The sequence below is a fragment of the Catenulispora sp. MAP12-49 genome (assembly GCF_041262705.1).
Classification (GTDB): domain Bacteria; phylum Actinomycetota; class Actinomycetes; order Streptomycetales; family Catenulisporaceae; genus Catenulispora.
In genome coordinates, this window is record NZ_JBGCCP010000018.1 from 40477 (window position 1) to 66614 (window position 26138).

23 protein-coding genes are annotated in these 26138 nt (G+C 69.9%); 6 read left to right on the plus strand and 17 right to left on the minus strand.

All coding sequences use genetic code 11. The features are described from left to right. Positions 1 to 2 precede the first annotated feature (2 nt). The 14 genes from sufC to ABIA35_RS28850 all read right to left on the minus strand — a co-directional run bounded on the left by sufC (position 3) and on the right by ABIA35_RS28850 (position 16078). Positions 3 to 761, minus strand: coding sequence for a Fe-S cluster assembly ATPase SufC (gene sufC, locus ABIA35_RS28785; RefSeq protein WP_370342328.1), 759 nt, complete (start codon positions 759 to 761; stop codon positions 3 to 5). A 5-nt stretch (positions 762 to 766) separates the two neighbouring features. Next, a complete protein-coding gene (locus ABIA35_RS28790; RefSeq protein ID WP_370342327.1) occupies positions 767 to 1111 on the minus strand; it encodes a non-heme iron oxygenase ferredoxin subunit in 345 nt (114 codons plus the stop codon). Continuing rightward, positions 1108 to 2349 (minus strand): Fe-S cluster assembly protein SufD, encoded by a 1242-nt coding sequence (gene sufD / locus ABIA35_RS28795; protein WP_370359936.1) that lies wholly within the window; start codon positions 2347 to 2349, stop codon positions 1108 to 1110. Before sufD ends, ABIA35_RS28790 begins: the two co-directional genes overlap by 4 nt. A gap of 65 nt (positions 2350 to 2414) precedes the next feature. Then, entirely contained in the window at positions 2415 to 3827 is a 1413-nt protein-coding gene (sufB, locus tag ABIA35_RS28800) for a Fe-S cluster assembly protein SufB (protein WP_370342324.1), read from the minus strand. Further along, the gene (locus tag ABIA35_RS28805) at positions 3824 to 4516 is read right to left on the minus strand and encodes a helix-turn-helix transcriptional regulator (protein WP_370342323.1); all 693 of its coding nucleotides are present in this window, start codon (positions 4514 to 4516) and stop codon (positions 3824 to 3826) included. The genes sufB and ABIA35_RS28805 overlap by 4 nt, the downstream gene beginning before the upstream one ends. A 135-nt stretch (positions 4517 to 4651) precedes the next feature. After that, positions 4652 to 5338 (minus strand): DUF4328 domain-containing protein, encoded by a 687-nt coding sequence (locus tag ABIA35_RS28810; RefSeq protein ID WP_370359937.1) that lies wholly within the window; start codon positions 5336 to 5338, stop codon positions 4652 to 4654. Positions 5339 to 5508: 170 nt separating this feature from the next. Further along, positions 5509 to 6099: a hypothetical protein gene (locus tag ABIA35_RS28815; RefSeq protein WP_370359938.1), complete on the minus strand. Its 591-nt coding sequence runs from the start codon at positions 6097 to 6099 to the stop codon at positions 5509 to 5511. Between the two features lie 260 nt (positions 6100 to 6359). Next, positions 6360 to 7277: an ROK family protein gene (locus ABIA35_RS28820; RefSeq protein ID WP_370359939.1), complete on the minus strand. Its 918-nt coding sequence runs from the start codon at positions 7275 to 7277 to the stop codon at positions 6360 to 6362. Between the two features lie 122 nt (positions 7278 to 7399). Beyond that, positions 7400 to 8410, minus strand: a complete 1011-nt coding sequence (gene mgrA, locus ABIA35_RS28825; protein ID WP_370359940.1) for an L-glyceraldehyde 3-phosphate reductase — start codon at positions 8408 to 8410, stop codon at positions 7400 to 7402. Positions 8411 to 8415: 5 nt separating this feature from the next. Next, complete coding sequence (locus ABIA35_RS28830; protein WP_370359941.1) at positions 8416 to 11475, minus strand: alpha-mannosidase; 3060 nt, start codon at positions 11473 to 11475, stop codon at positions 8416 to 8418. 4 nt (positions 11476 to 11479) lie between these two features. Beyond that, complete coding sequence (locus ABIA35_RS28835) at positions 11480 to 12844, minus strand: glycosyl hydrolase (protein ID WP_370342315.1); 1365 nt, start codon at positions 12842 to 12844, stop codon at positions 11480 to 11482. A gap of 67 nt (positions 12845 to 12911) precedes the next feature. Then, positions 12912 to 13745 (minus strand): carbohydrate ABC transporter permease, encoded by an 834-nt coding sequence (locus ABIA35_RS28840; RefSeq protein WP_370342385.1) that lies wholly within the window; start codon positions 13743 to 13745, stop codon positions 12912 to 12914. 104 nt (positions 13746 to 13849) lie between these two features. Next, positions 13850 to 14731, minus strand: a complete 882-nt coding sequence (locus ABIA35_RS28845) for a carbohydrate ABC transporter permease (protein ID WP_370359942.1) — start codon at positions 14729 to 14731, stop codon at positions 13850 to 13852. 48 nt (positions 14732 to 14779) lie between these two features. After that, on the minus strand, positions 14780 to 16078 hold the full coding sequence (locus ABIA35_RS28850) for an ABC transporter substrate-binding protein (protein ID WP_370342312.1): 1299 nt from the start codon (positions 16076 to 16078) through the stop codon (positions 14780 to 14782). Between the two features lie 173 nt (positions 16079 to 16251). Between ABIA35_RS28850 and ABIA35_RS28855 the strand changes: the two genes are divergently transcribed. From ABIA35_RS28855 to ABIA35_RS28875, 5 genes are all read left to right on the plus strand, one after another. Further along, on the plus strand, positions 16252 to 17283 hold the full coding sequence (locus ABIA35_RS28855; protein ID WP_370359943.1) for a LacI family DNA-binding transcriptional regulator: 1032 nt from the start codon (positions 16252 to 16254) through the stop codon (positions 17281 to 17283). Between the two features lie 130 nt (positions 17284 to 17413). Beyond that, on the plus strand, positions 17414 to 18052 hold the full coding sequence (locus ABIA35_RS28860; protein ID WP_370359944.1) for a hypothetical protein: 639 nt from the start codon (positions 17414 to 17416) through the stop codon (positions 18050 to 18052). 127 nt (positions 18053 to 18179) lie between these two features. Next, positions 18180 to 19106: an ABC transporter ATP-binding protein gene (locus ABIA35_RS28865; protein WP_370359945.1), complete on the plus strand. Its 927-nt coding sequence runs from the start codon at positions 18180 to 18182 to the stop codon at positions 19104 to 19106. Continuing rightward, positions 19103 to 19927 (plus strand): ABC transporter permease, encoded by an 825-nt coding sequence (locus tag ABIA35_RS28870; protein WP_370342307.1) that lies wholly within the window; start codon positions 19103 to 19105, stop codon positions 19925 to 19927. Before ABIA35_RS28865 ends, ABIA35_RS28870 begins: the two co-directional genes overlap by 4 nt. 7 nt (positions 19928 to 19934) lie before the next feature. After that, entirely contained in the window at positions 19935 to 21026 is a 1092-nt protein-coding gene (locus ABIA35_RS28875) for a heme A synthase (protein WP_370359946.1), read from the plus strand. Between the two features lie 76 nt (positions 21027 to 21102). On the opposite strand, the gene ABIA35_RS28880 is transcribed toward ABIA35_RS28875, so the two are convergent. The 3 genes from ABIA35_RS28880 to ABIA35_RS28890 form a co-directional block, all read right to left on the minus strand. Then, complete coding sequence (locus ABIA35_RS28880; protein ID WP_370359947.1) at positions 21103 to 21270, minus strand: hypothetical protein; 168 nt, start codon at positions 21268 to 21270, stop codon at positions 21103 to 21105. 56 nt (positions 21271 to 21326) lie between these two features. Continuing rightward, the gene (manA, locus tag ABIA35_RS28885; protein ID WP_370359948.1) at positions 21327 to 22529 is read right to left on the minus strand and encodes a mannose-6-phosphate isomerase, class I; all 1203 of its coding nucleotides are present in this window, start codon (positions 22527 to 22529) and stop codon (positions 21327 to 21329) included. 129 nt (positions 22530 to 22658) lie between these two features. After that, the gene (locus ABIA35_RS28890) at positions 22659 to 23645 is read right to left on the minus strand and encodes a heme o synthase (protein ID WP_370359949.1); all 987 of its coding nucleotides are present in this window, start codon (positions 23643 to 23645) and stop codon (positions 22659 to 22661) included. A 352-nt stretch (positions 23646 to 23997) separates the two neighbouring features. Between ABIA35_RS28890 and tkt the strand changes: the two genes are divergently transcribed. After that, entirely contained in the window at positions 23998 to 26124 is a 2127-nt protein-coding gene (gene tkt / locus ABIA35_RS28895; protein WP_370359950.1) for a transketolase, read from the plus strand. Positions 26125 to 26138 lie beyond the last annotated feature (14 nt).

Consider the following 26138-nt stretch of genomic DNA (forward strand, 5'->3'; position numbering starts at 1 on the left):
GATCAGGCTCCAGCCTTGGCGTAGCTTTCGTAGCCCTCAGATTCCAGCTTGTCGGCCAGCTCCGGGCCACCCGATTCCACGATGCGGCCGTCGGAGAAGACGTGGACGAAGTCCGGCTTGATGTAGCGCAGGATCCGCGTGTAGTGCGTGATCAGCAGCGTGCCGACCTCGCCGGACTCGCGAACCCGGTTCACGCCCTCCGAGACGGTCTTCAGCGCGTCCACGTCCAGACCGGAGTCGGTCTCGTCGAGGATCGCGATCTTCGGCTTGAGGAGCTCCATCTGCAGGATCTCGTGGCGCTTCTTCTCGCCGCCGGAGAAACCCTCGTTGACGTTGCGCTCGGCCATGGCCTTGTCCATCTGGATGGCTTCCATGGCGCCGTTGACTTCCTTGACCCAGGTGCGCAGCTTCGGGGCCTCGCCGCGGATCGCGGTGGCCGCGGTGCGCAGGAAGTTGGAGACGGTGACGCCGGGGATCTCCACCGGGTACTGCATGGCCAGGAACATGCCGGCGCGGGCGCGCTCGTCCACGGTCATCGCCAGCACGTCCTCGCCGTCCAGGGTGACGGTGCCGGAGGTGATGGTGTACTTCGGGTGCCCGGCGATCGAGTAGGCCAGGGTCGACTTGCCGGAGCCGTTGGGCCCCATGATGGCGTGCGTCTCGCCTTCCTTGACCGTCAGGTTCACGCCGCGCAGGATCTCGCGCGGGCCGCCCTCGCCCTCGACGGTGACGTGCAGGTCCTTGATTTCCAAAGTCGCCATGTCTGTTACGCCTCCTTCACGGCGACGTACAGATCATCGCCTTCGATCTTCACGGGGTACACCGGCACCGGCTCGGTGGCCGGCAGGCTGGAGGGCTTGCCGGTCTTCAGGTCGAACATCGAGCCGTGCAGCCAGCACTCGATCTCGCAGTCCACGACCTCGCCCTCGGACAGCGCGACGTTGGCGTGCGAGCACACGTCGTGGATCGCGTAGAACTCGCCGTCGTGCAGCACGACAGCCACCGGGGTCTCGCCGGCCACGACCGCCTTGGGCTGGTCCTCGGTCACTTCCGAGACACCGCAGACGCGGACCCAGGGCTGTGTCTTCTCCGAGGGCCGTGTCTCGGTCATGAGACGGCTCCGGCGAGCTCTTCTTCCACCTTGGCCATCAGCCGCTCCTGCAGCTCCGGGATGCCGATCCGGCCGATCACGTCGGCGAAGAAGCCGCGGACCACCAGGCGGCGGGCCTCGTCCTCGCGGATGCCGCGGGCCTGCAGGTAGAACAGCTGCTCGTCGTCGAAGCGGCCGGTCGCGCTGGCATGCCCGGCGCCGACGATCTCGCCGGTCTCGATCTCCAGGTTCGGCACCGAGTCGGCGCGCGCCCCGTCGGTCAGGACCAGGTTGCGGTTCAGCTCGTAGGTGTCGGTCTGCTCGGCCTCGGCGCGGATCAGGACGTCGCCGACCCAGACCGTGTGCGCGTCCTGGCCCTGCAGCGCGCCCTTGTAGGTCACGCGGGACTTGCAGTGCGTGGCGCTGTGGTCGACCAGCAGCCGGGCCTCCAGGTGCTGGCCGGCGTCGGCGAAGTACACGCCCAGCAGTTCGGCGTCGCCGCCGGGCTGGGTGTAGGCCACCTGCGGCGTGATCCGCACCAGGTCGCCGCCGAAGCTGACGTTGATGGACTGGAAGCGCGCGTCCCGGTCCAGCCGGGCCTGCTGCTGCGACAGGTGCACGGCGTCGTCGGCCCAGTCCTGCAGCGCGATGACGGTCAGGTCGGCGCTGTCGCCGACCAGGAAGTGCACGTTCTCCGAGTAGGTGGCGCTGCCCTGGTAGTCCAGGACGACCACGGCCTTGGCGAACGGCTTCACATCCACCAGCACGTTGCCGAACACGGTGCCGCCGGTACCGGTCAGCGTCACACGCACCGGCTCGGCGACCTCGGCCTCCTGCGGCACGGTGATGACCGTGGCCTCGGTGAACCCGGCCCAGGCCAGCGCCGAGGTGCGGTCCACCGGCGCGCCGGCCTTGCCCAGGCGGGCGTCGTCGCGGCCGACGGTCTCGACGAGGACCGGCTCGGGGGCCTCGACCTCGACGGCGACCTTGCCGTCGGCGGACGGGGACTCGTGCAGCCCGCGCAACCGTTTCAACGGGGTGAAGCGCCAGTCCTCCTCGCGGCCGGTCAGGGCCGGGAAGTCCGCGGGGTCGAAGGACGTGTGGCGCTCCACGCGCGCGTCGGTCGGCTGGCTCACGGCACGGCCGGTACCGGGCCCGGCGAGGCGGTTGCCCGCGCCGGGCTCGTTCACGGTCACGGCAGCAGCGGTCTTGGAGCCGACCTGGTTCTGCGCGCCCATCAAATTCTGCGGATCAGACATCGATGTCCCGTACTCGTCACTAGTGGTTCGTAATGAGGTCTGTTCGAGGAGTTGCGCGGCGGGCCTTAGCCGACCGCACCCTCCATCTGCAGCTCGATCAGCCGGTTGAGCTCCAGCGCGTACTCCATCGGCAGCTCGCGGGCGATCGGCTCGACGAAGCCGCGCACGATCATCGCCATCGCCTCGTCCTCGGTCATCCCGCGGCTCATCAGGTAGAACAGCTGGTCCTCGCTGACCTTGGAGACGGTCGCCTCGTGGCCCATGGACACGTCGTCCTCGCGGACGTCCACGTAGGGGTAGGTGTCCGAGCGGGAGATGGTGTCGACCAGCAGCGCGTCGCACTTCACGGTGGACTTGCTGTGGTGCGCGCCCTCCTGCACCTGGACCAGGCCGCGGTAGGAGGTGCGGCCGCCGCCGCGGGCCACCGACTTGGAGATGATCGTCGAGGAGGTGTGGGGAGCCGCGTGCACCATCTTGGCGCCGGCGTCCTGGTGCTGGCCTTCGCCGGCGAAGGCGACGGACAGCGTCTCGCCCTTGGCGTGCTCGCCGAGCAGCCACACGGCCGGGTACTTCATGGTGACCTTGGAGCCGATGTTGCCGTCGATCCACTCCATGGTGGCGCCGGCCTGGGCGGCGGCGCGCTTGGTCACCAGGTTGTAGACGTTGTTCGACCAGTTCTGGATGGTGGTGTAGCGCACGCGGGCGTTCTTCTTCACCACGATCTCCACGACCGCCGAGTGCAGCGAGTCCGAGGAGTAGATCGGCGCGGTGCAGCCCTCGACGTAGTGGACGTAGGAGTCCTCGTCGGCGATGATCAGCGTCCGCTCGAACTGGCCCATGTTCTCGGTGTTGATGCGGAAGTAGGCCTGCAGCGGGATCTGGACGTGCACGCCCTTGGGGACGTAGATGAAGGACCCGCCGGACCACACCGCGGTGTTCAGCGCGGAGAACTTGTTGTCGCCGGTGGGGATCACCGTCGCGAAGTGCTCCCGGAACAGCTCCGGGTACTCCTTCAGAGCGGTGTCGGTGTCCAGGAAGATGACACCCTGCTCCTCCAGCTCCTTGTTGATCTGGTGGTAGACGACCTCGGACTCGTACTGCGCCGCGACACCGGCGATCAGCCGCTGCTTCTCGGCCTCCGGGATGCCCAGCTTGTCGTACGTGTTCTTGATGTCCGCCGGCAGGTCGTCCCAGGACTCGGCCTGCTTCTCGGTGGAGCGCACGAAGTACTTGATGTTGTCGAAGTCGATCCCGCCGAGGTCCGCGCCCCAGACCGGCATCGGCTTCTTCTCGAACAGGCGCAAGCCCCGCAGCCGCATGTCGAGCATCCACTGCGGCTCGTTCTTCTTCGCGGAGATGTCGCGGACGACGTCCTCGTTCAGGCCGCGGCGCGCCGAGGATCCGGCGACGTCGGAGTCGGCCCAGCCGTACTCGTAGGTGCCAAGGCCTTCGAGCTGCTCATGCGAGGTGGTGGTCATAGCGCGTTCCCTCCGGAAACCTCGGTGCTCTTGCTGCTCCCGGTGGCTGTAGCGGTCATCGGGATGAAAGTCGTGCACACGCCGTCGCCGTGGGCGATGGTCGCGAGTCTTTGGACGTGGGTCCCCAGCAGCTCCGCGAAGGCCTCGGTCTCGGCCTCGCACAACTGCGGGAACTGCTCGGCGACATGGGCCACCGGGCAGTGGTGCTGGCACAGCTGCTCGCCGGCGGCGGGCGCCTTGCCGGTCTCGCGCAGTCCGGCGGCGTAGCCGTCCTCGGTGAGGAGCTTCGCCAACAGCGCGGGACGCTCTTGCTCGGGCACGGAGTCCATCCGCTCCCGGAACCGGTCGGCCAGCTCCGCCACCCGCTTGCGGGCGAACGCCTCGACGGCTGCGGGCCCGGCACTGTCGGCCAGGAACTTCAGCGCGTCCACGGCCAGCTGGTCGTACGCCTGGTAGAAGACCCCGCGGCCGCGGTCGGTGAGCGCGAAGACCTTGGCCGGACGGCCCCGGCCCCGCTGCCCGTACGTCCGCTGCTGCCGCGCCTCGACCAGGTTCTCCGCGAGCAGGGCATCCAGGTGACGCCGCACGCCGGCGGGCGTCATCTTCAGCCGCTTGCCGAGGTCCACCGCGGTCGAGGGGCCGTTGGCCAGAATGCTGCGCGCGACCCGGTTGCGCGTGCCGACGTGCACGTCAGAGGCATCGTCGGCAGACGACGACGCTTCAACGACGGGGCTCGGCACACTTTCCACAACACCAGTGTGCCTTTATTCGTTCCCGCGTACCAAGTAAGGGAGACCTAATAAGTCACGAGGATGTGACGTAATTCACGCCGCCCCGCGCGCCGCCTGCATCCCGGTGATCCCCGCGATCATCCGCGCCATCAGAAGGGCGCCCAGCCCCAGGCACGACGCGCTGACGACGGTCCCGTCCAGGAAGAATCCGGCCTGCTGGGTCACCACGATAGACCCGTCCGCCGCCGTGCCGTGCACGGTGAAGGTGCGGTAACCGGTCAGCCAGGCCAGGCTCCAACAGGTCCACCACCCGGCGGCCACCCGGGCGACGCCGGCCCGCCCGCCCGGCTCGGCGCCGGAGGCCCTCCAGACGTCCCGCATGATCTGCACCGGGAACCAGAAGTTGACCACCGGGGTGAACCAGGCACCTATCGTCCACCCCTGCGCGCGGGTCTGCGGACCCCACAACCCGGCGTTCTTGCGGACCCGGAAGAACCAGACGAGGAACACCGGCGCGATCCCCACGAAGAGCAGCAGGTTCACCGTGATCAGCGCAGCCGCCGGCCCACCGGCCAGGGTGACCACGAACTGCGCCGCCTCCCCCACCGCCAAGACCGAGAGCAGGACGGTCAGGGCTTTGCCGAGACCCGCGACCGCCGACAGCCGCGGAACGGGCGCGGCGTAGCCGGGATGCGCGGCGGACGGCATGAGCCGCTCGCCGCACCGGTAGCAGTCGACCGCGCCTGGCTCGGCGGGCTTTGCGCAGGTCGGGCAGTCCATGGGCTTGGTGACTCCGCAGCTGGGCACTGAATAAGGGCGCTGAATCTTAGAGCCGCGCAGAACTGCTTGTCGACGCATATCCCGGCTTGGAGTCCGACGAGTCGTCGACGTTCCACAGCGCGACGCCAATCTGTGCGTCACCGACCATCCGGACGGTCTCCTCCCCAGGGCTACGGGACCTTTCCCATCTCCCGCCGCCGCGCGGCCACTTCGGCGACGTACGCCTCCCACACCTCGAAGAAGTCCTCCGCCGACGGGACGCCGTCCAAGGTCGCGAACGTCCCGACCCAGTCGCGGTCCAACCGCGCTGTCGTACGGCCCTCGGCCGTGCGCAGCCAGACGCTGGCCGACTCGCTGCTTTGACCGTCGAAGACGAAGTTGAACTGATACAGACGCTGCGAGCAGAGCCTCGAACCCGCCACGAGGTCGGGCACCGCCTCAGGATTGCGGCGCAGCTCCCACACGATGCCCGTCGGCGACGTGTGGATCTCCGGAGCGGCGCGTCCGTCGAGCCGGCGCAGTGGATGGCCGACGGGAAGCGCCGACGGGTCGGCCGGGTCCGGCCGGTCGAACCAGATGCCCTGCGCGATGACTTCGACGAACTCGCCGTGGAACACGAACAAGTAGTGCCGATACGTCTCCAACAGCGGCGTCCGATAGTGCGCGACCTCGTACTCATGGCGTTCGAGCAGCCACGGCGAATCGGAGATCTCGTATACCCAATCGCCCCGCCTATACGGAGCTGCCCCCGGGTACGGCATGTGCTCTCCGCGACACACCCGCGCCGCGTCCAAGCCCTCGAATGTCACCCGGCCCTGGCCGACGTCCTCGCCGTACGGCAAAGGGAAGTAGAGCGCGTCGCAGGCCTGGTTCCTACCCTTCGCATCGCTCCGAAGCCGACATACTCCAGGCGTGGCCTGTCCACCCGATCCGCCTGAACCGGCACGACCAAGGCATGTGCGAGAGGAGGCATGCACGCACGCTACGCAAGCCTCCGCCGCGCTCACACTTCATCTATCCGCTATATCGACTCCGCGTGCCCCACCAGCGCCGCCGCCCCGATCAGCCCGGCATCGCCGCCGAGCGCCGCCGGGTGCACCGTCACATCCCGTGTGAACGACAGCCGCGCATACTCCTTCAGGTGCTCGCGCAGCGGGGCGAACAGCAGCTCCCCCGACTTCGCCACGCCGCCGCCGATCACCGCGGCCTCTATGTCCACCAGCGCCGCGGTGCCGGCGATCGCCGCCGCGAGCGCCTTGGCCGACAGGTCGAACGAGGCCAGCGCGATCGGGTCGCCGGCCACTGCCGACGCCGCCACCTCCGCGGCCGTCGCCTCGGTCGCGGGGCCGCCACCGGGGCGCTGCCAGCCTTCGCGGACGGCGCGCGCCGCGATGGCCGTGCCGCTGGCGATGATCTCGACGCAGCCGCGCGCGCCGCAGGGGCACGGCGGGCCGTCCAGCTCCACGCACATGTGCCCGATGTGCCCCGCGTTGCCGCTCGGGCCGGGGCGCAGGCGGCCGCCGAGGATCAGGCCGCCGCCGACGCCGGTGGAGACCACCATGCACAGCACGTTCTCGCGGCCCTTCGCGGCGCCGCGCCAGTGTTCGCCGGCGGCCATGGCGACGCCGTCGCCGGCCAGCGTCACCGGCCGGCCGGTGATGTCGGCGACCCGCTCGACCAGCGGGAAGTCGCGCCAGGCGGGGATGTTCACCGGGCTGATGGTGCCCTTGGAGGCGTCGATGGGCCCGGCGCTGCCGATGCCCACGGCCGTCACCTGCTCCCAGCGCGGGTCGGCGATCAGGGCCGCCAGCAGGTCCTCGACTGCCGAGACCGGCGCGACGGCCGGTGTCGGCCGCTCGTGGCGGGCGAGCAGCTCGCCCTCGGCATCGACGAAACCCGCTGCGATCTTGGTGCCGCCGATGTCGATGGCCGCGTACACGCTTCCTCCGGGTGCTCTTGTGAACGTTCTCAACGAACGGGCGAAACCGCCGAGCCGGGGGCTCAGGATCCCCGGCTCGGCGGCGGTTTGCGAGACTGCGTCCGGCCTTGTGGACCGAACGGCTAGCCGAGCGCCAGTTCGTCGATGGCGGCCAGCTCCTCGGCGGTGAACTCCGGCCCGGACACCGCGGCCACGTTCTCCTCCAGCTGCGCCACCGACGAGGCGCCGATCAGCGCCGAGGTCATCCGCGGGTCGCGGACCACCCACTGCGTGGCCATCTGCGCCAGCGACTGCCCGCGCTTGCCGGCCAGCTCGTTGAGCCCGCGCAGCTTGGCCAGCACCTCCGGCGTGAGGTTGTCCTTGGACAGGAAGCGGCCGACCGAGGCCCGCGAGCCGGCCGGGATGTTCCCGTCCAGGTACCGCGAGGTCAGCAGTCCCTGCTGCAGCGGGCTGAAGGCGATGCAGCCCATGCCGGTCTCGGCGGTGGCGTCCAGCAGCGAGTCCTCCTCGATCCAGCGGTTCAGGATCGAGTACGACGGCTGGTGGATCAGCGCCCGCACACCCATGTCGCGCAGCAGCGCCGCGGCCTCGCGCGTCTTCTCGGAGTTGTAGGAGGAGATGCCGACGTACAGCGCCTTGCCCTGCTGCACCGCCGAGGCCAGCGCACCCATCGTCTCCTCCAGCGGAGTCTCCGGGTCGAAGCGGTGCGAGTAGAAGATGTCGACGTAGTCCAGGCCCATCCGGGTCAGCGACTGGTCCAGCGAGGCCAGCAGGTACTTGCGCGAGCCCCACTCGCCGTACGGCCCGGGCCACATGTCGTACCCGGCCTTGGTGGAGATCACCAGCTCGTCCCGGTAGGGCCGGAAGTCCTGGGCGTACACGTGCCCGAAGTTGATCTCGGCCGAGCCGTAGGGCGGCCCGTAGTTGTTCGCCAGGTCGAAGTGCGTGACGCCGAGGTCGAAGGCCCGGCGCAGCACGGCGCGCTGGTCCTCCAGCGGCTTGCCGTCGCCGAAGTTGTGCCACAGCCCGAGCGAGACCAGCGGCAGCTTCAGCCCGCTCTGACCGCTGCGCCGGTACGGCATGCGGTCGTCGTAGCGCGCCGGATCGGCGGCGTAGGAAGGAAGGACGTTCATCGGGTTCAGGCCTCCGAACCGGTGGTGCGGGCGAAGCGGAGTGTGACGAGCTGGAACGGCCGCAGACTCAGGCGGAGTCCATCGTTGTCCGAGACCACGGTCACACCTTCTCGGGTGATCGGCCGCTCAAGCAAATCGCAGATCTCAAAGCCCGAGAAACCGAAGTTCGGGGTGATGCCCGCCGAGGCCCGGCCGCCGTGCGACTCGTAGACGCGCAGCACCACATCGCCGCTGCCGTCGTCGGCGAGCTTGACGGCCGAGGCGGTGACGGCGTCGTTGTCGATGGTGAACAACGGCTCGACCGCCGAGGTCCCGCCCACCCGCTCGGCCGGCAGGTTGACCGAGTACCCCTCGCGCACCGCGTCGCCGATCCCGGCACCGGGCACCAGCGTGTGCTGGAAGTGGTGCACGCCCTGGTCGGTCTCGGGGTCCGGGAACCGCGGCGCGCGCAGCAGCGAGATCCGCGCGGTCGTGGTGGTTCCGCCGTCCTCGCGGACCGTCCGGGTCACGTCGTGGCCGTAGGTCGAGCCGCTGGCCAGCGCCACGCCCCAGCCCGGCTCCTCGAAGTGCACGAACCGGTGGTTGCAGGCCTCGAACTTCGCGGCCTCCCACGAGGTGTTGGTGTGCGTCGGCCGGAAGATGTGGCCGAACTGGGTCTCCGAGGCGTAGCGGTCGGCGTGGATGTCCAGCGGGAAGGAGAGCTTCAGGAACTTCTCGGTCTCGTGCCAGTCGACCGTGGTGCCGATCTCCAGCCGCTTCGCGCCGCTCCGCAGGGTCAGGTGCTGCGCGACCTTGGACGCGCCGAACGAGCGGTACACCGACACCCGGATCTGGCCCGGCGCGAAGTCGCGCTCGACCTCGATCTTGTCGACGCCGGTCAGGTCGGTCACGGTGTTGCGGTAGAACTCGTCGACGTCCCAGGCGTCCCACATGTTCGGGAAGTCCGGGTGGATCTGCAGCAGGTTCGCCGCGGCGCCGGCCGGGACGGTCTCGCGGCCGGCCTCGATGTCGAACGCCGACACGACCAGGCCGCGGCTGTCGATCTCGACCCGCAGCAGCCCGTTGTCCAGCACGTGGCCGCCGCCGGCCCGCTCGGAGACCGAGGTCTGGCCAGGGCCCGGGTCGGCCACGCGCGCGCCGCCGGCCGGCACGCCCTCGCGGGTGTGCGGGGTCGCGTTGAAGACGACGCGGGGCGCGTCCTCGGCGGTGCTCTCGCCGGCCAGCAGGCCCTGGGCCTCCAGGATCAGCGTCGTCAACTCCGCGCCGAGCTCGGCGTAGGTCTTCTCGGCCTCGCGGTGCACCCACGCGATCGAGGAACCCGGCAGGATGTCGTGGAACTGGTGCAGCAGCACCGTCTTCCAGATCCGGTCCAGCGCGGCGTACGGGTACTCGAACGAGTTCCGCACCGCGGCCGTGGCGGCCCACAGCTCGGCCTCGCGCAGCAAGTGCTCGCTGCGCCGGTTCCCCTGCTTGGTCCCGGCCTGGCTGGTCAGCGTGGCCCGGTGCAGCTCCAGGTACAGCTCCCCCACCCACACCGGCGGGTTCTGATACTCGGCCTCGGCCTTGGCGAAGAAGTCCGCGGGCTTCTCCCACGCGACCTTCGCCGACCCCTCCAGGTCCTTCATCCGCCGTGCCTTGGCGACCATCTCGCGGGTGGTCCCGCCGCCGCCGTCGCCCCAGCCGGTCGGGGCCAGCGACACCGAGGCGCGGCCCTTGTCCTTGAAGTTGCGCGCGGCGTGCGCGATCTCGCTGCCCTTCATCGAGCAGTTGTAGGTGTCGATCGGCGGGAAGTGCGTGAAGATCCGGGTGCCGTCGATGCCCTCCCACAGGAAGGTGTGGTGCGGGAACTTGTTGACCTGGCTCCAGCTGATCTTCTGGGTCAGCAGCCACTTGCTGCCGGCCGCCTTGATGATCTGCGGCAGGCCGCCGGCGAAGCCGAAGGTGTCCGGCAGCCAGGCCTCGTCGTTCTCGACGCCGAACTCGTCCAGGAAGAAGCGCTTGCCGTGCACGAACTGCCGGGCCATGGCCTCCGAGCCGGGCATGTTCGTGTCCGACTCCACCCACATGCCGCCGGCCGGGACGAAGCGGCCCTCGGCCACGGCCTTCTTGACCTTCTCGTAGACCTCGGGGCGGTGGGTCTTGATGAAGTCGAACTGCGCGGCCTGGGACATCGTGTAGATGAACTCCGGCTCGGAGTCCAGCAGGTTGGTCATGTTCGCCGTGGTGCGCGCGACCTTGCGCACCGTCTCGCGCAGCGGCCACAGCCAGGCCGAGTCGATGTGCGCGTGGCCGATGGCGGAGATCTGGTGCGCCGAGGGCACGGCCGGCTTGGCCAGGACCGAGGCCAGACACTCGCGCGCCGCGGCAGCCGTAGCGTTCACGTTCTGCAGGTCGACGGCGTCCAGCGCCTTCTCCACCGCGCGCACGATGTCATAGCGCCGCGCCGAGTCCTCGGGCAGCTCGACCATCAGCTCGCCGAGCACCTCCAGGTCGGCGACCAGGTTCCAGACCGTCTCGTCGAAGACCGCCAGCTCCAGCTTCTCCAACTGGTACTGCGGCTCGTCGCCGGCCGTCTCCTTGTCGCCGAGCAGCGTCGGCAGGAAGGGGTGGTAGTCCAGGATCACCGGGTTCGAGGCCGCCTCGACGTGCAGCAGCACGTCCTCGCCGCCCTCGGCGCGATCGGCCACGCGCACCCACTGGTTGCGCGGGTTCAGACCCTTCACCGGCGAGCCGTCGGGCCGGTAGACCAGACCCTCGCACTGGAAGCCGGGCATGTTCTTGTCGAACCCGAGGTCGATGATCGCCTCGACGGTCTTGCCCGCCCACTCGGCGGGCACCGTCCCGGCGACCGTCAGCCAGCTCGTCCCCCACGGCGCGCCCCACCGGTCGCCGACCGCGACGGGCTCACGCGGGGCGGCCAGGCCTTCGGCGACCGGCACCGGCTCGCCGGGCGCGACCCAGATCGAACCCGTCAACGGCACCGACTCCGGGTAGACCGCCGGAGCGATGCGCTCCTCCAGGACGCGCTTCAGGCGGTGTTCCACCAAGGACCGGTTATCGTGCATCGCTTTAGCTCCAAACGTCCTCGACGGCCAGCACCTCGGTGATGCCGCGCGCAGTCAAGTGATTCTTATCCCCCGCGAGCCCGGCGAGTACAGCTGTTGGCCGGGCCCCTTCTTCCAACAGGTGCATGAAGGCTTCGTAGAAACGGCCCCCCGGGGCGCACGTGGCGCGCGCCGTGACCTCTTCGGGCAGGTCCAGGACCAGGCCGACGGACCGGGCCGCGGGCGGCTCCCAGGTCTCGCGGACCTCGCCGACGATCTTGGCCAGCTCCAGTCCGGCCGGTTTGGGCTCGCCGGAGGTGGTCAGCAGCCCGAGGCTGTACTCCAGCTCGGGGAAGTCAGCCAGGTCCTTGCTCACGTCGTGCGAGCACCACCAGGTGACGCCCCACAGGTCCGGACAGTCGAGCGCGTTAGCGACGGTCGCGCGGGTGAAGTCGGCCGCCTTGTCCGCCGGGATGTGCGGCTGCGGCGCGCCGACCTCCTGCAGCCACACCGGCCGGTGCGGCTCGGCGGACCAGGCCTTGGACAGCTCGATCATGTACTCGGCGTGGTGCGCCACGGCCGCGGAGTCCGTGCCGTAGCGCTGCTGCGTGCCGTTGAAGACCCAGGAGTGGATCGCGGTCGCGGCGCCGTAGCGGGCGGAGTGGGCCGGGGTGAAGGGATGGTCGTCGAGGTACCAGGCCGCGTCGTAGGAGCAGTGCAGGTGGAACTTGCCCGGCGCGCCCTGCTCGCAGGCCGCGAGCAGCCGGTCCAACCACGCCGCCGCCTGCGCGGAGGTGATGCGGTCCGGGTCCGGGTGCGGGTCGCCGGAGAACTGGTTGGTCTCGTTGCCCAGGGTCATCCCGATGAAGTTGGGCCGGTCGGCCAGCGCCGCGGCGAGCGTGCGCAGGTACTCGGCCTCCCCGGCGACCACGTCGGGATCGGTGAACATGTTCCGGCGGTGCCAGGTGCTGACCCAGGACGGCTGGAAGTCGAAGCTGGACAGGTGCCCCTGCAGCCCGTCGACGTTGACGTCCAGACCGCGCTCGCCGGCGGCGTCGGCCAGCGCCACCAGCTGCTCGACGGCGCGCGGGCGGATCAGGGTGCGGTTGGGCTGGAACACCGGCCACAGCGGGAAGACCCGCACGTGGTCCAGGCCGAGCGCGGCGATCGAGTCCAGATCGGCGCGCACCGCGTCCAGGTCGAAGTCGAGCCAGTGGTGGAACCAGCCGGCGCTGGGGGTGTAGTTGACGCCGAAGCGGGGCGTGCGCGGTGTGGGCCGCGCCGGCGAGGCTTGTGTCGTCGTGGGTCGCGTTGTCGGCGTCGTGGTTGCCGGCGTCGTCGTGGGCTGCGTCGTCGTGGGCTGCGTGGCGGACAGCGGTGCTGCGGTCATGGCGGGGGTGGGCTTCCCTCGTGTGTGTTCGGGTGGATCTGGTGCCGGGATGCGCGCGGGGCGCGGATCAGCCCTTGATGGCGCCCTCGGCGACGCCTCGGAAGAAGTACCGTTGCAAGATCAGGAACAGCGCGAGGATCGGCAGCAGCGCCATCATGGTTCCGGCGGCGATGGTGCGCGGGTCGTGCGACCACTGGCCGTTCAGGTAGGACAGGCCGACCGTGAGGGTGAGCTTGTTCGGGCTCTGCAACACCAGCAGGGGCCACAGGAAGTCGTCCCAGGCGCCGATGAACGCGAAGATCGAGATCACGCTCAGCGTGCCCTTGACCGACGGCAGGCCGACGTAGCGCATCCGCTGCAGGACGGTGGCGCCGTCGATGATCGCGGCCTCCTCCACCTCCTTGGGCAGCGCCATGAACGCGTTGCGCATGAGCAGCACGTTGGTCATGGCGATCATGTCCGGCAGACAGACCCCGAGGATCGAGTCGCCCAGGCCCATGCTGGTGATCATCTGGAACTTGGAGATGATCGTCACCTCGGCCGGCAGGATCAGCGTCGCGACGAAGACCCCGAGCAGCAGCTTGCGGCCCTTGAACTTCAGCCTGGCCAGCACGTAGCCGGCCAGCGTGGCGCCGATGACGTTGCCGGTGACATTGATGACGGCCACGGTCAGCGAGTTCAGTGCGAAGTGCCACACCGGGATGGTGTTCTGCACCTCGCCGTAGTTGCCGAGCGTCGGATGGTGCGGCAGCAGCTGGATGTTCTGGGTGTAGACATCCTCGGCCTTGCTCTTCAGCGAGGTCGACAGCTCCCACAGCATCGGGCCGACCGAGACCAGCAGCACGACGATCAGCGCGGTGTAGCGCAGGACCAGCCCGTGCGGCGTCGGCGCGTCGAAGATGGGCGAGCGCCCCTTGCGGTCCGGATGCCGGACCGCGGTGCCGCGGCGCGCCGGCCGCTTCCCGCGCGTCTTCGACTCGCGGCTGTCCTCGGCGGTGGTCGCGGTCACGACTCCTCCTGGCTGTTCTTGTTCAGGCGGGTCAGGAACAACAGCGGGATGGCGGTGAGGAAGAACAGGAACACGCTGATCGCGCTGGCGTACCCGAGGCGGCCGTCGCTGCCGGAGGCGGCCTGCTGCACCAGCATCACGATCGACACGTCCTGGCCCCCGACGCCGCCGGTCGCGCCGCCGAGGATGTACAGCTCGCTGAACACCCGCATGGCGTTCACCGCGATCAGCACCGAGATCAGGATCATGGTGCCACGCACCCCGGGAACGGTGACGCTCCAGAACCGGCGCACCGACCCGGCGCCATCCACGGCCGCGGCCTCATGCAGCTCCCGCCGCACACTGCCCAGCGCGGACATGTACAGGAGCATGTAGTAGCCCAGACCCTTCCACACCGTCAGCGCGATGGCGCTGAGCAGCAGCAGCCACCGGTCGGTGAGGAACGGGACCGTCTTGTGGACGACGCCCATGGTCTGCAGCAGGTTGTTGAACAGACCGCGGTCGTCGAGCATCCACTTCCAGATCAGCGCCACCGTCACCGCCGAGGCGATGACCGGGAAGTAGAACGCGGTCCGGAAGAAGGCGATGCCCCGGATGTTCCGCTGCACCAGCATGGCCAGCAGCAGCGGAAGCACCGTGAGCAGCGGGACGCAGATCACCATGAAGACGATGGTGTTGATCACCGCGTCCCGGATGTGCGGGTCGTTCCACAGAAGCCAGTAGTTCTTGAGACCGATGAAGTGCCCACCGGTGAGCTGGTGCACGTTCGTGAACGACAACGTGACGGTGTTGATCGCCGGCCACACGCTGAACAGCGCGAGCCACACCAGCGCCGGCAGCATCAGCAGCCATGGGGTGTAGAACCGGTGGGACCTCATCGGTTTCCTCTAACTCCTACTCCTACTCAGGCCGGGGGGGGACACACATCACTGCGTGAGCAGCGCGTTCGCCTGGTTGACGGTGTTGTCCAGGGCCTGCTTCGAGGTCTCCTTGCCGGTCATCGCCTTGGCGATCTCCTGGTTCAGGATCGTGTTCATCGCGTCGGTCCAGATCGGCGGCGTGAAGTTCACCGCGGTCTGCATGTCCTTGTACGCGATCACCGCGGCGTCGCCCTGCGGCGTGCCGTCGCTCTTGCTGTACATCGGGTTGTTGGCCGAGGCCGAGGAACCCGGCAGGAAGCCCGGTGCCAGCTTGAGGAACGCCTGCTGGTTCGCGTCGTCGGTCACGTACTCGGCGAAGGCCAGGGCCAACGGGAGGTTCTTGCTCTTGCTGGCCACCGACAGGCCCTGCACGTACAGCGGCGCGGTGTCCAGTGCCGGGGACGGAACCACGTTCGGGGCCAGGGTCGGGTTGTCCTGCTGGAGGCTGGTGATCAGGTTGCCGCCGCCGGTGGTCCAGGCCACCTGCTGCTTGCTGAACAGCGTGGAGTTGCCCTCGTAGCTGTTGTCCAGGACGTTCGACGGCAGGTACCCGGCCTTGTAGGCGGCGGTGTACTTGTCCAGCATCGCCTCGGCCGGCGCGGTGTTGAAGGCGAACTTCGTGCCGTCGTCGGACAGCAGCTTGGTGCCGGTGTTCGCGATGTCGGACAGCCCCGGGGCGCGCGACATCAGGTAGTCCTTGCCGCCGGACTTGTCGTGCATCGTCTTCGCCTGCGCGACCAGGTCGTCGAAGGTCTTCGGCGGGTTGTCCGCGTCCAGGCCGTCCTTGGCCATCATCGTCTTGTTCCAGTAGCTCACGTCGGTGCCGAGGTACCAGGGGAAGCCGAAGAACTGGGAGGCGCTGGAGATGTCCTGGTAGTTGTAGGCGTTCAGACCGCTCTTGACCCAGTCCGCCTGCAGCGTCGGGACGTTCTGCTTCAGGTCCAGCAGGTTGCCGGTCTTGGCCACGGCGTGCGCGATGTCCGGCGGCAGGTTGATCACGTCGGGCAGGCTGTTGGTCGAGACCTGGCTGGCCACCTTGGTCGGGTAGCCGTCGCCGGGCTGGTCGATCCAGTTGATGTCCGTGCCCGGGTGCGCCGCCTTGAAGTCGGCGATCAGCTTCGTGAAGTACGGCGTGAACTTGTCGTTCTTCAGCGACCAGGTCTGGAAGGTGATCGAGCCGGACAGCGCCGCGGTCGTGGAGACCGTCTTGTTCGCGTCCGTGGAGGAGGACTTGCTCCCGACGCCGCAGCCCGCCAGCAGCGTCGCGGCGACGGCTATGGCGGATACCGCTGTGGTCCTGCGCATGGTCATGACTCCCGGCTTTCCGTGTGAGGGGTTCGTGGTGGAGGTGCGTTCGGGGAGTGCTCTCTCGTTCACGAGAGTTTTACTAAACCGCTCTAGTGAAAGGGGACTATGCTCTGCGTCATCCGGGGTGTCAAGGGGCGAGACGACCCCCACCGGGGAAGGGATACCGATTCGTGACCAGGCCCACGATCGACGACATCGCCCGCAGTGCCGGGGTGTCCAAGAGCGCCGTGTCGTTCGCGCTGAACGACCGCCCTGGCGTAAGCCCCGCCACCCGGGAGCGGATCCTTCGTGTGGCCTCGGAGATGAACTGGCGGCCGCACAAAGCCGCGCGGGCCCTGGGCGGCGCCCGAGCCGACGCCGTCGGCCTGGTGGTCGCGCGCCCGGCACAGACCATCGGCGCCGAGCCGTTCTTCGGCCTGCTGCTGGCCGGATTGCAGGCCGGGCTCTCGGCCCGCTCGGTGGCCCTGCACCTGATGATCGTCGAGGACACCGCGGCCGAGATCGAGGTCTACCGGCGCTGGACCTCCGAGCGGCACGTGGACGGCTTCGTCCTGGTCGACCTGCAGCACCGGGACAAGCGCGTGCCGGTCCTGGAGGGCCTGGGCGTCCCGGCCGTGGTGATCGGCGGGCCCGGCGGGCACGGCGCGCTGCCCAGCGTCTGGGCCGACGACCGGGAGGCGATGCTGTCGCTGGTGGACTACCTGGCGGCCCTGGGCCACCGCCGGATCGCGCACGTCGCCGGCGACGAGGCGTTCCACCACACCCGCCGCCGCATCCGCGCGCTGAAGGACGCCTCCCGCCGCCTGCACCTGGTGGACGCGGTCTCGGTCCCGACCGACTTCAGCGACGCCCAGGGCGCCTCGGCCACCCGCGCGCTGCTGAGCAGCCCGAACCGGCCCAGCGCGCTGATCTTCGACTCGGACGTGATGGCGGTCGCCGGGCTGGCGGTGGCCGCGGAGATGGGGGTGGCGGTGCCGGCCGGCCTGTCGGTGGTCTCCTTCGAGGACTCGCTGCTCACCCGCATCGTGCACCCGGCGATCACCGCACTGAGCCGCGACACCTTCGCGCTCGGCGGCCAGGTCGCGGCGATGCTGCTGGCCGCGATCGACGAGCCGGGCTCGGTCCGCGACGTGCAGAGCGCCACGCCCCGGCTCACGGTCCGGGAGAGCACCCGAGCCCCTTACAGCGAACGCGGGGCATGAACCGGTTCAGTGATTCGCATGAACCGGTTCAGTAACCGACCGTCACCTCCCACGAACAGCCCACCCCCGCTTGCCCCGTCGCCCCGCCTGCACTGGCCTGAAGAGAGAACACGCGGATGGGAGGACGATCATGTTCGTCCGCAGCCTCTACATCACCACCGACCCGGCGGACGTCGGCCCGGCCCTGGACGTGATCGCCAAGGCGGTCCCGGGGATGATGGCCGAACAGCCCGGGTTCGACGGCATCGGCGTCTTCGCCGACCGGACGCTGGGCAAGATCCTCACCGGCTCCTGGTGGGAGACCGAGCAGGCGCTGAAGGACAGCGACGAGAACCTGCGCGACCGGCGCACCGAGATGCTGTCCCGCTTCGTCTCGACGATCACCACCATGAATCTGGAGGCGGCCGTCTTCACCCGGCCCGCCCCGGCGAGCAGCGGCGGCTTCCGCCTGCAGCGGATGGCCTTCGCCCCGGACCACGCCGACAAGCTCGTCAAGGCGTTCAAGGAGGTCGGCCTGCCCCAGCTGCAGGAGCTCGACGGCTTCCAGGGCGCCAGCCTGCTCCTGGAGCGGAACCTCGGCATGGGCGGGGTGAGCGTGATCTTCCAGGACATGGACGCGCTGGCGGCCTCGCGCGGGCCGCAGGCCGCGATCCGGAAGGCGGCGTTCGAGCAGATCAAGGAGGGTGTCCAGCTGATCGCGCTGGAGGAGTTCGAGGTCGTGGAGCTGGACCTGCCGACCTCCAACCCGATCAAGCGGCCCGGCTACTGAGCCGGTGCCGAGTCGGCGCTGAGCCGGTGCTGAGCCGGCTCCCGAACCGCCACCTGAGAGCGTGTGGCGCACATAACAGCAAGACCCGGCAGGGAGCACTACAGGTTGTCTTCGTAGAATCTCCGCTATGGGACAAGCAGCCGTAGAAGTGACCGGCCTGGTCAAGAGGTACGGCGCCAAGACCGCGGTGGACGGCCTGGACCTGCGCGTGCAGACCGGGACCATCACCGCCGTGCTCGGCCCGAACGGGGCCGGCAAGACCTCCACCATCGAGTGCTGCGAGGGCTACCGCCGGCCCGACGGCGGCACCGTGCGCGTGCTCGGGCTCGACCCGGTCGCCCAGGGTGAGCAGCTGCGGCCGCGGATCGGTGTGATGCTGCAGTCCGGCGGCATCTACCCCAGCGTGCGCGCGGTGGAGATGCTGAAGCACACCGCCAAGCTCTACGCGAACCCCCTGGACACCGACGCGCTGATCGAGCGCCTGGGCCTGGGCTCGGCCGGCCGGACCACGTTCCGGCGGCTGTCCGGCGGGCAGCAGCAGCGGCTCTCGCTGGCGCTGGCCGTGGTCGGGCGCCCGGAACTGGTGTTCCTGGACGAGCCCACCGCCGGACTGGACGTGCAGGCCCGCCACGCCACCTGGGAGCTGATCGAGCAGCTGCGGGCCGACGGCGTCACCGTGGTGCTCACCACCCACCTGCTGGACGAGGCCGAGCGGCTGGCCGACGCGGTCGCGATCGTCGACTCCGGCCGGGTGATCGCGCACGACACCCCGGCGGCCCTGGCCGCCGCGAACGGCACCGCCGACACCGCGATCCGCTTCACCGCGCCGCCCGGCCTGGACGTGGCCGGGCTGCTGGCGACGCTGCCGGCCGGCCTGAGCGCCGAGGAGCAGCCGGCCGGCACCTACACCGTCGGCGGCGACATCACCCCCGGCGTGCTGGCGAAGGTGACCGCGTGGTGCGCGGAGAAGGACGTGATGCCGCAGGGGCTGAGCGTGGGACGCCGTACCCTCGAAGACGCCTTCCTCGATCTGACCGGACGGGAACTCCGTTGACGACCACCGCCTCCGCCGACGACACCGGTGCCTTGAACGCCGACGCCCGCCCGGCCGCGCTGAGCTTCACCCCGAAGCCCGGCGCCGCCCCGGCTTCCCGCATGATCCTCGCGCAGGCCGCGCACGAGGTCCGCCTGATGCTCCGCAACCCCGAGCAGCTGCTGCTGACCATAGTGATCCCGGCGCTGATGATGGTCCTGTTCTCCGGCGAGTCGCTGGTCGCCACCTCCGGCCCCGGCAAGCGCATCGACTTCTACGCCCCGGGCCTGTTCGGCGCGGCGGTGCTGTCCACGGCGTTCACCGGCCTTGCCATCGCCACCGGCTTCGAGCGCCGCTACGGCGTGCTCAAGCGCATGGGCGCCACCCCGCTGCCGCGCTGGGGCCTGATCGTGGCCAAGGCGCTGTGCGTGCTGTGCGTCGAGGTGATCCAGATCGCGCTGCTGTCGGCGATCGCCCTGGCGATGGGCTGGAAGCCGCACGGCGACCCGCTGGCGGTGGCGGTGCTGATCATCCTGGCCACCGGCACCTTCGCGGGCCTGGCCATGCTGATGGCCGGCACGCTGCGCGCCGAGGCCACCCTGGGCCTGGCGAACTTCGTGTTCCTGCTGCTGCTGGCCGGCGGCGGAGTGATCATCCCGCTGTCCAAGTTCCCCTCGGGAGTGCGCCACGTGCTCGACGCCCTCCCGATCAGCGCCCTCACCAACGGCCTGCGCGACGTGCTCCAGCACGGCTCCACGCTGCCGTGGGCGAACGTCGGTATCCTCGCCGCCTGGGCCGTGGCCGCGATCGCGGTGGCCGCCCGGACCTTCAAGTGGGAGTAGCAGGACGATGACGCAGACCGCCGGGGACGCCCCGGCCAGCGAGCAGGCCGAGGCCGCCGCGGCGACCGCCGAGCCCGCCCCGGCTGCCAATCCGGCCGCCACCAACCTCCTCTCCCGCGTCCTCGCCTGGCGCACCACCCCGGCCATCCTCACCTGGACCTGCTTCGCCGCCTTCGTCGCCAACATCGGCATCATCGTCACCGGCGGCGCGGTCCGCCTCACCGACTCCGGCCTGGGCTGCCCGACCTGGCCCACCTGCACCGACGGCAGCCTGGTCCCGACCAGCCGGCTCGGCGCGTACGGCGTCGTGGAGTTCACCAACCGCATGCTGACCTTCGCGGTCTCGGTCGCGGTCGGCGCGGCGATCATCGCGTGCATGCGCTGGCACCCGCGCCGCGCGGTGCTGAACAAGCTGTCCTGGACGCTGTTCGTGGGCGTCGTGGTCCAGGCGGTCATCGGCGGCATCTCGGTGCGCACCCACCTGGCCCCGATCTGGGTCTCCCTGCACATGCTGGTGTCGATGGGCATGGTCGCGCTGTCGTACGTCCTGTGGGTCCGCAGCCGCGAGCCCCACGACGCCGCCCCGACCCCGACCGTCCAGCCGGTCCTGCGCACGCTCGGCTACGTCCTCACCGCCAGCGTCGGCGCGCTTCTGATCGCCGGCACCATCGTCACCGGCAGCGGCCCGCACTCCGGCGCCAAGGCCGGCGACCCGGGCCACAAGCGCTTCCCGCTCAGCCCGGCGAACGCCACGCAGCTGCACGCCGACCTGGTGTTCCTGGTCGTCGGCCTAACAGTGGCGCTGTGGTTCGCGCTGAAGGCCACCGGGGCCTCCCTCCGGATCCTGAACACGGTCCGCGACCTGTTCCTGCTGCTGATGGCGCAGGGCGTGATCGGCTACGTGCAGTACTTCACGCACCTGCCGGTCCTGCTGGTCGGGATCCACATGTTCGGCGCGGCGATCGTGTGGGCCGCGACGTGGCGGGTGCTGCTGGCCATGCGGGAGCGCAAGGCCGAGGCCGGCGCAGAGTCTGAGGGCGGCACAGAGTCTGAGACCGGCGCAGAGGTTGCGACCGGCGCCGAGCCCGCCCTGGCGTAAGGCGGCCCCCGCCTGACACCCGTACCCGTGTCCCCGGTCCGATGCTCGCGGGCCGGGGACACGTTCGTGCGGGCGGTCAGGGCTTCCGCGACTGGTCCAGGTAGGGCGTGATGGCCTGCTCGGCCTGCTGCGCGAAGCCGGGCGGAACGGTGAGACCCCACCGCGGGTCCAACACCATCGCCTCCAACTGGTCCTGCGACAGCAACGAGACCTTTCGCGACGGCCCGATGGTCTTTCTCCTCACCGGTCCTTGAGGGATCGGCCCGGGCATCGGGTTGCCCGGGCCGGCGGACTTTCTCGCTACACCCCCGGCGCGGCCACCATGAGATCGGCGATCCCCGTGGCCTCGACCCGGCCCTCGCGCGCCGGCACGAAGCAGGACTCGCCCTGCGTCAGCGTCATCGTGCCGCGGGTCCCCCGCAGCTCGACCTCGCCGGACAGCGCCAGCACGATCCGCGGTCCGGTGCCGGGCACCTCGGCGCGCAGCGTGGTGCCGGTGTCGAGGCTGGCGTGGTACAGCCGGAACTCCGGGGCCGGGGTGTCGAACTCCACGACGCCGGTGCCGACCGCCGTTCCGTGCCGGACCGGGACGGGCACCCCGGCGTCCATGATCCGCAGCAGCTCGGCGACGTCGATGTGCTTGGGCGTCAGGCCCGCGCGCAGCACGTTGTCGGAGTTGGCGAGCAGCTCGATGCCGGTGCCGCGCAAATAGGCGTGCAGGCCTCCGGCCTCCAGGAAGATCGCCTCGCCCGGCTTGAGCACGACCCGCTCCATCAGCAGCATCGCCACCAGGCCGACGTCGCCGGGGAAGTCCTCGGCGACGCGCAGCGCGGCCGCGAAGTCCTCGGCGAACTCCCCGCCCTTGTCGGCCCCGGCGCGGCAGGCCTCGACGACGTCGGCCACCAGCTGCCCGCGGGTGTCCGCCGGCCACTCCAGCAGCCGCCCGATGGCCGCGGCCACGGTGGCCGGCTCCGGCTTGGCGGCGAGCTCGGCGCGGACCGGCTCCAGCGCGTCCACCCCGAGCGCGCCGAGCGCCCCGAGCACCTGCTCGGCGTCCTGGGGGCTGCGGCATCCGGCCAGCGCCTCGAAGTCGGTGAGCGCCATCAGGATCTCCGGCTTGGGCCAGTCGTCCACGTAGTTGCGGTTCGGGTCGCCGGCGGCCAGTCCGCGCGCCTGCTCGGCGGCGAACCCGGCCTCGGCCTGGGCCCGCGTCGGATGCGTCTGGATGGACAGCGCCTTGGCCGCCGACAGCACCTTGAGCAGGAACGGCAGCCGGTTCTTGAACCGGGCGGCGACCTGCGGCCCGAGCATCCCCACCGGGTCGGCCGAGACGAAGTCGAGCAGCGTGGCCTCACCGCCGTCGATGCGGGACGGCGCGGTCGGATGCGCGCCCATCCACAGCTCGGCCTCCGGCTTGCCGGAGGGCTCGCGGCCTAACAGGTCGCTGATGGCGCTGGGCGAACCCCACGCATAATGCTGGGTGGTGTTGGTGAGCCGATACACGCTGGAAAGGTTAGTGCCCCAGGGGCCCGCGCGCTGTTCGAGCTCAGGTCTTGTGCGTGTTTCGCGGGGCGGGCTATCGCTTGTCGTTCGGGGCGGCGGTTGTGGTGGGCGAGCGCCAACCAGCAAGCGCTAGTGGACGAGCGGGCTCACCGCGGCGGCGACGAACAGCAGCGCCAGATACATGTTCGAGAAGTGGAACAGCCGCATCGGCTGCAGCTCCACGCCGTCCTTGCCCGAGCGCGCCCGCAGGTCCAGCCGGTGCGCCTCGACCAGGAAGACCACGCCGAGCACGGCGGCGGCGATCGGGTAGACCAGGCCGGTGTGCCCGATCGGCCACAGCAGCAGCGAGCAGGCCACGGTCGCGTAGGAGTACCAGACGATCTGCTTGGTCACCTCGCGGGCCGGGGCCACCACCGGCAGCATCGGCACGTTCGCGGCCGCGTAGTCCTCGCGGTAGCGGATCGCCAGGGCCCAGAAGTGCGGCGGCGTCCACAGGAACACGACCATGAACAGCACCACCGGCGCCCACGCCAGGTGGTCGGTCGCCGCGGTCCAGCCGATCAGCGCCGGGAAGCAACCGGCCGCGCCGCCCCAGACGATGTTCTGCGGCGTGCGCCGCTTGAGCACCATCGTGTAGACGAGCACGTAGAAGGCGTTCGCCGCGAGCGCCAGGCCCGAGGACAGCCAGTTCACCGCCAGGCCCAGCCACAGCGTGGAGACGACCCCGAGCACGAGCCCGAACACCAGCGCGCTGTGCGGGCGCACCGAGGCGGCCGGCACCGGACGGCGCCGGGTGCGGCGCATCTCGGCGTCGATGTCGCGGTCGACGTAGCAGTTCAGCGCGTTGGCACTGCCGGCGGACAGATATCCGCCGATGGTCACCGCGATCACCGGCCACAGCGGCGGAACGTGGCGCAGCGCCAGGAACATCACCGGGATGGTGGTGACGAGCAGCAGCTCGATGATGCGGGGTTTGGTCAGGGCGACATACGCCTTGACCACCGCCATAGCGTGCCCGCCGCGTGCTCCGCCCGCCGCCTCCACAGAGGGACCCGCGGCCCGGGACGGAGCCGTGGTCGGGGGTGTCTCGACCGTGGTCAAAAGCCCGTCCTCCATGGATACCTGATTCGGACAACACGCAACTTTAAACCGTCCGCCTCCGCGCTCATGCGGCGGGTCGGTTTAACGCGCGTTGAGTCGCCGCGGCGATACGCACCGCACGTGTACGAGCACTGCACCACCCCTGTTCACCAAGGGTTGCCCACCCGTCTCCCACCGCCGCCCCAAAATCGGAGGCGCAAGCGCCACTATGTTTTGGCGTACGCGTCCCACCAGCTGACTCGGAACGCGATGCCCCTGAGGTCCGAGTAGGCTGGCGAAACGAGATCTGAATCATGTTGCGCAGGGGTCCCACCAGCTGTACCCGAGCGTGGGGCCCCGGCGCGTGAACTGCGAAGGAGCGCTTCCGGTGAGCACCGCAAGCACCGCAACCCCGTTCGAGTGGACCGACTTGGACAAGCGCGCTGTGGACACCGTCCGAGCCCTGGCCATGGACGCCGTCCAGAACACCGGTAACGGCCACCCCGGGACCGCGATGTCCCTGGCCCCGGCGGCCTACCTTCTCTTCCAGCGGCACCTTCGCTTCGACCCGGCCGACCCCCACTGGGTCGGCCGCGATCGTTTCGTCCTGTCTTGCGGGCACTCCTCGCTGACCCAGTACATCCAGCTGTACTACTCGGGCCTCGGTCTTGAGCTCGAAGACCTGAAGCACTTCCGCCAGTGGGGCTCGCTGACCCCGGGCCACCCGGAGTACGGCCACACCAAGGGCATCGAGGTCACCACCGGCCCGCTGGGCCAGGGCCTGTCGAACGCGGTCGGCATGGCGATGGCCACCCGCTACGAGCGCGGCCTGTTCGACCCGGACGCGCCGGCCGGGGAGTCCCCCTTCGACCACAACATCTACGTCTTCGCCTCCGACGGCGACCTGGAGGAGGGCGTCACCTCCGAGTCCTCCTCGATCGCCGGCCACCAGAAGCTCGGCAACCTCGTGGTGGTCTACGACGACAACCACATCTCCATCGAGGGCGACACCAAGGTGGCCTTCGGCGAGGACGTCCTGCACCGCTACGAGGCCTACGGCTGGCACGTGCAGCACGTGGACTGGCTGGCCGGCGGGGAGTACCACGAGGACGTGAAGGCCCTGCACGAGGCGCTGCTGGCGGCCGAGGCCGTGACCGACCAGCCCTCGATCATCCGGCTGCGCACCATCATCGGCTGGCCGGCCCCGAACCTGCAGAACACCGGCAAGGCGCACGGCGCGGCCCTCGGCGAGGCCGAGGTCGCGGCCACCAAGAAGGTCCTGGGCATGGACCCGGACAAGAGCTTCGTGGTCCCCGAGGACGTCCTGGCCCACGCCCGCGAGGTCGGCGCGCGCGGCGCGGCCGCGCACGCCACCTGGGACGCCGAGTTCGCGGGCTGGCGCACCAAGAACCCGGAGCGCGCCGGGGACTTCGACCGCATCGCCAAGCGCGAGCTGCCGGCCGGCTGGGCCTCCAAGCTCCCGACCTTCGAGGCGGGCAAGGACGTGCCGACCCGCAAGGCCTCCGAGGCCGTCATCCAGGCCATCGCCGAGTCGGTGCCGGAGCTGTGGGGCGGCTCGGCCGACCTGGCCGAGTCGAACCTGACCACGATCAAGGGCGGCAAGTCGTTCCTGCCCGCGGTCTACGGCGAGACCGAGTTCGGCGACTCCAGCCCCTACGGCCGCATCCTGCACTTCGGCATCCGCGAGCACGCGATGGGCTCGATCCTCAACGGCATCGCGGCGCACGGCAACACCCTGCCGTTCGGCGGCACCTTCCTGGTGTTCTCCGACTACATGCGCCCGGCGGTGCGCCTGGCCGCGCTGATGAAGCTGCCGGTCACCTACGTCTGGACGCACGACTCGATCGGCCTGGGCGAGGACGGCCCGACGCACCAGCCCGTCGAGCACGTGGCCGCGCTGCGCCTGATCCCGGGCATGACCGTGGTCCGCCCGGGCGACGCGAACGAGACCGTCGGTGCCTGGAAGGCGCTGATGGAGAAGCACACCGGCACCGACGACCACGGCCCGGTCGGCATCGCGCTGACCCGCCAGGGCATCCCGACCTTCGACCACGAGGCGCTGAACTCCTCGCTGGACGCGGTCGAGGGCACCGCCAAGGGCGGCTATGTGCTGGCAGAGGCCACCGGCGGCGCGCCGAAGGTGATCCTCATCGGCACCGGCTCCGAGGTGCAGCTCGCCATCCAGGCCCGCGAGGCGCTGGAGGCCGACGGCATCCCGACCCGCGTGGTCTCGATGCCGTCCACCGAGTGGTTCGAGGAGCAGGACGCCGAGTACAAGGAGTCGGTCCTCCCGGCCGCCGTCAAGGCGCGCGTCTCGGTGGAGGCCGGGGTCGGCGCGGGCTGGAAGCAGTACGTCGGGGACGCCGGCCGCAGTGTCTCGCTGGAGCACTTCGGCGCCTCGGCGGACTACAAGATCCTGTACCGCGAGTTCGGCATCACGGCCGAGGCCGTCGAGGCCGCGGCCCGGGAATCCCTGGCCGCCGCCGGCGCTTGATTTTTAGGTGAAGA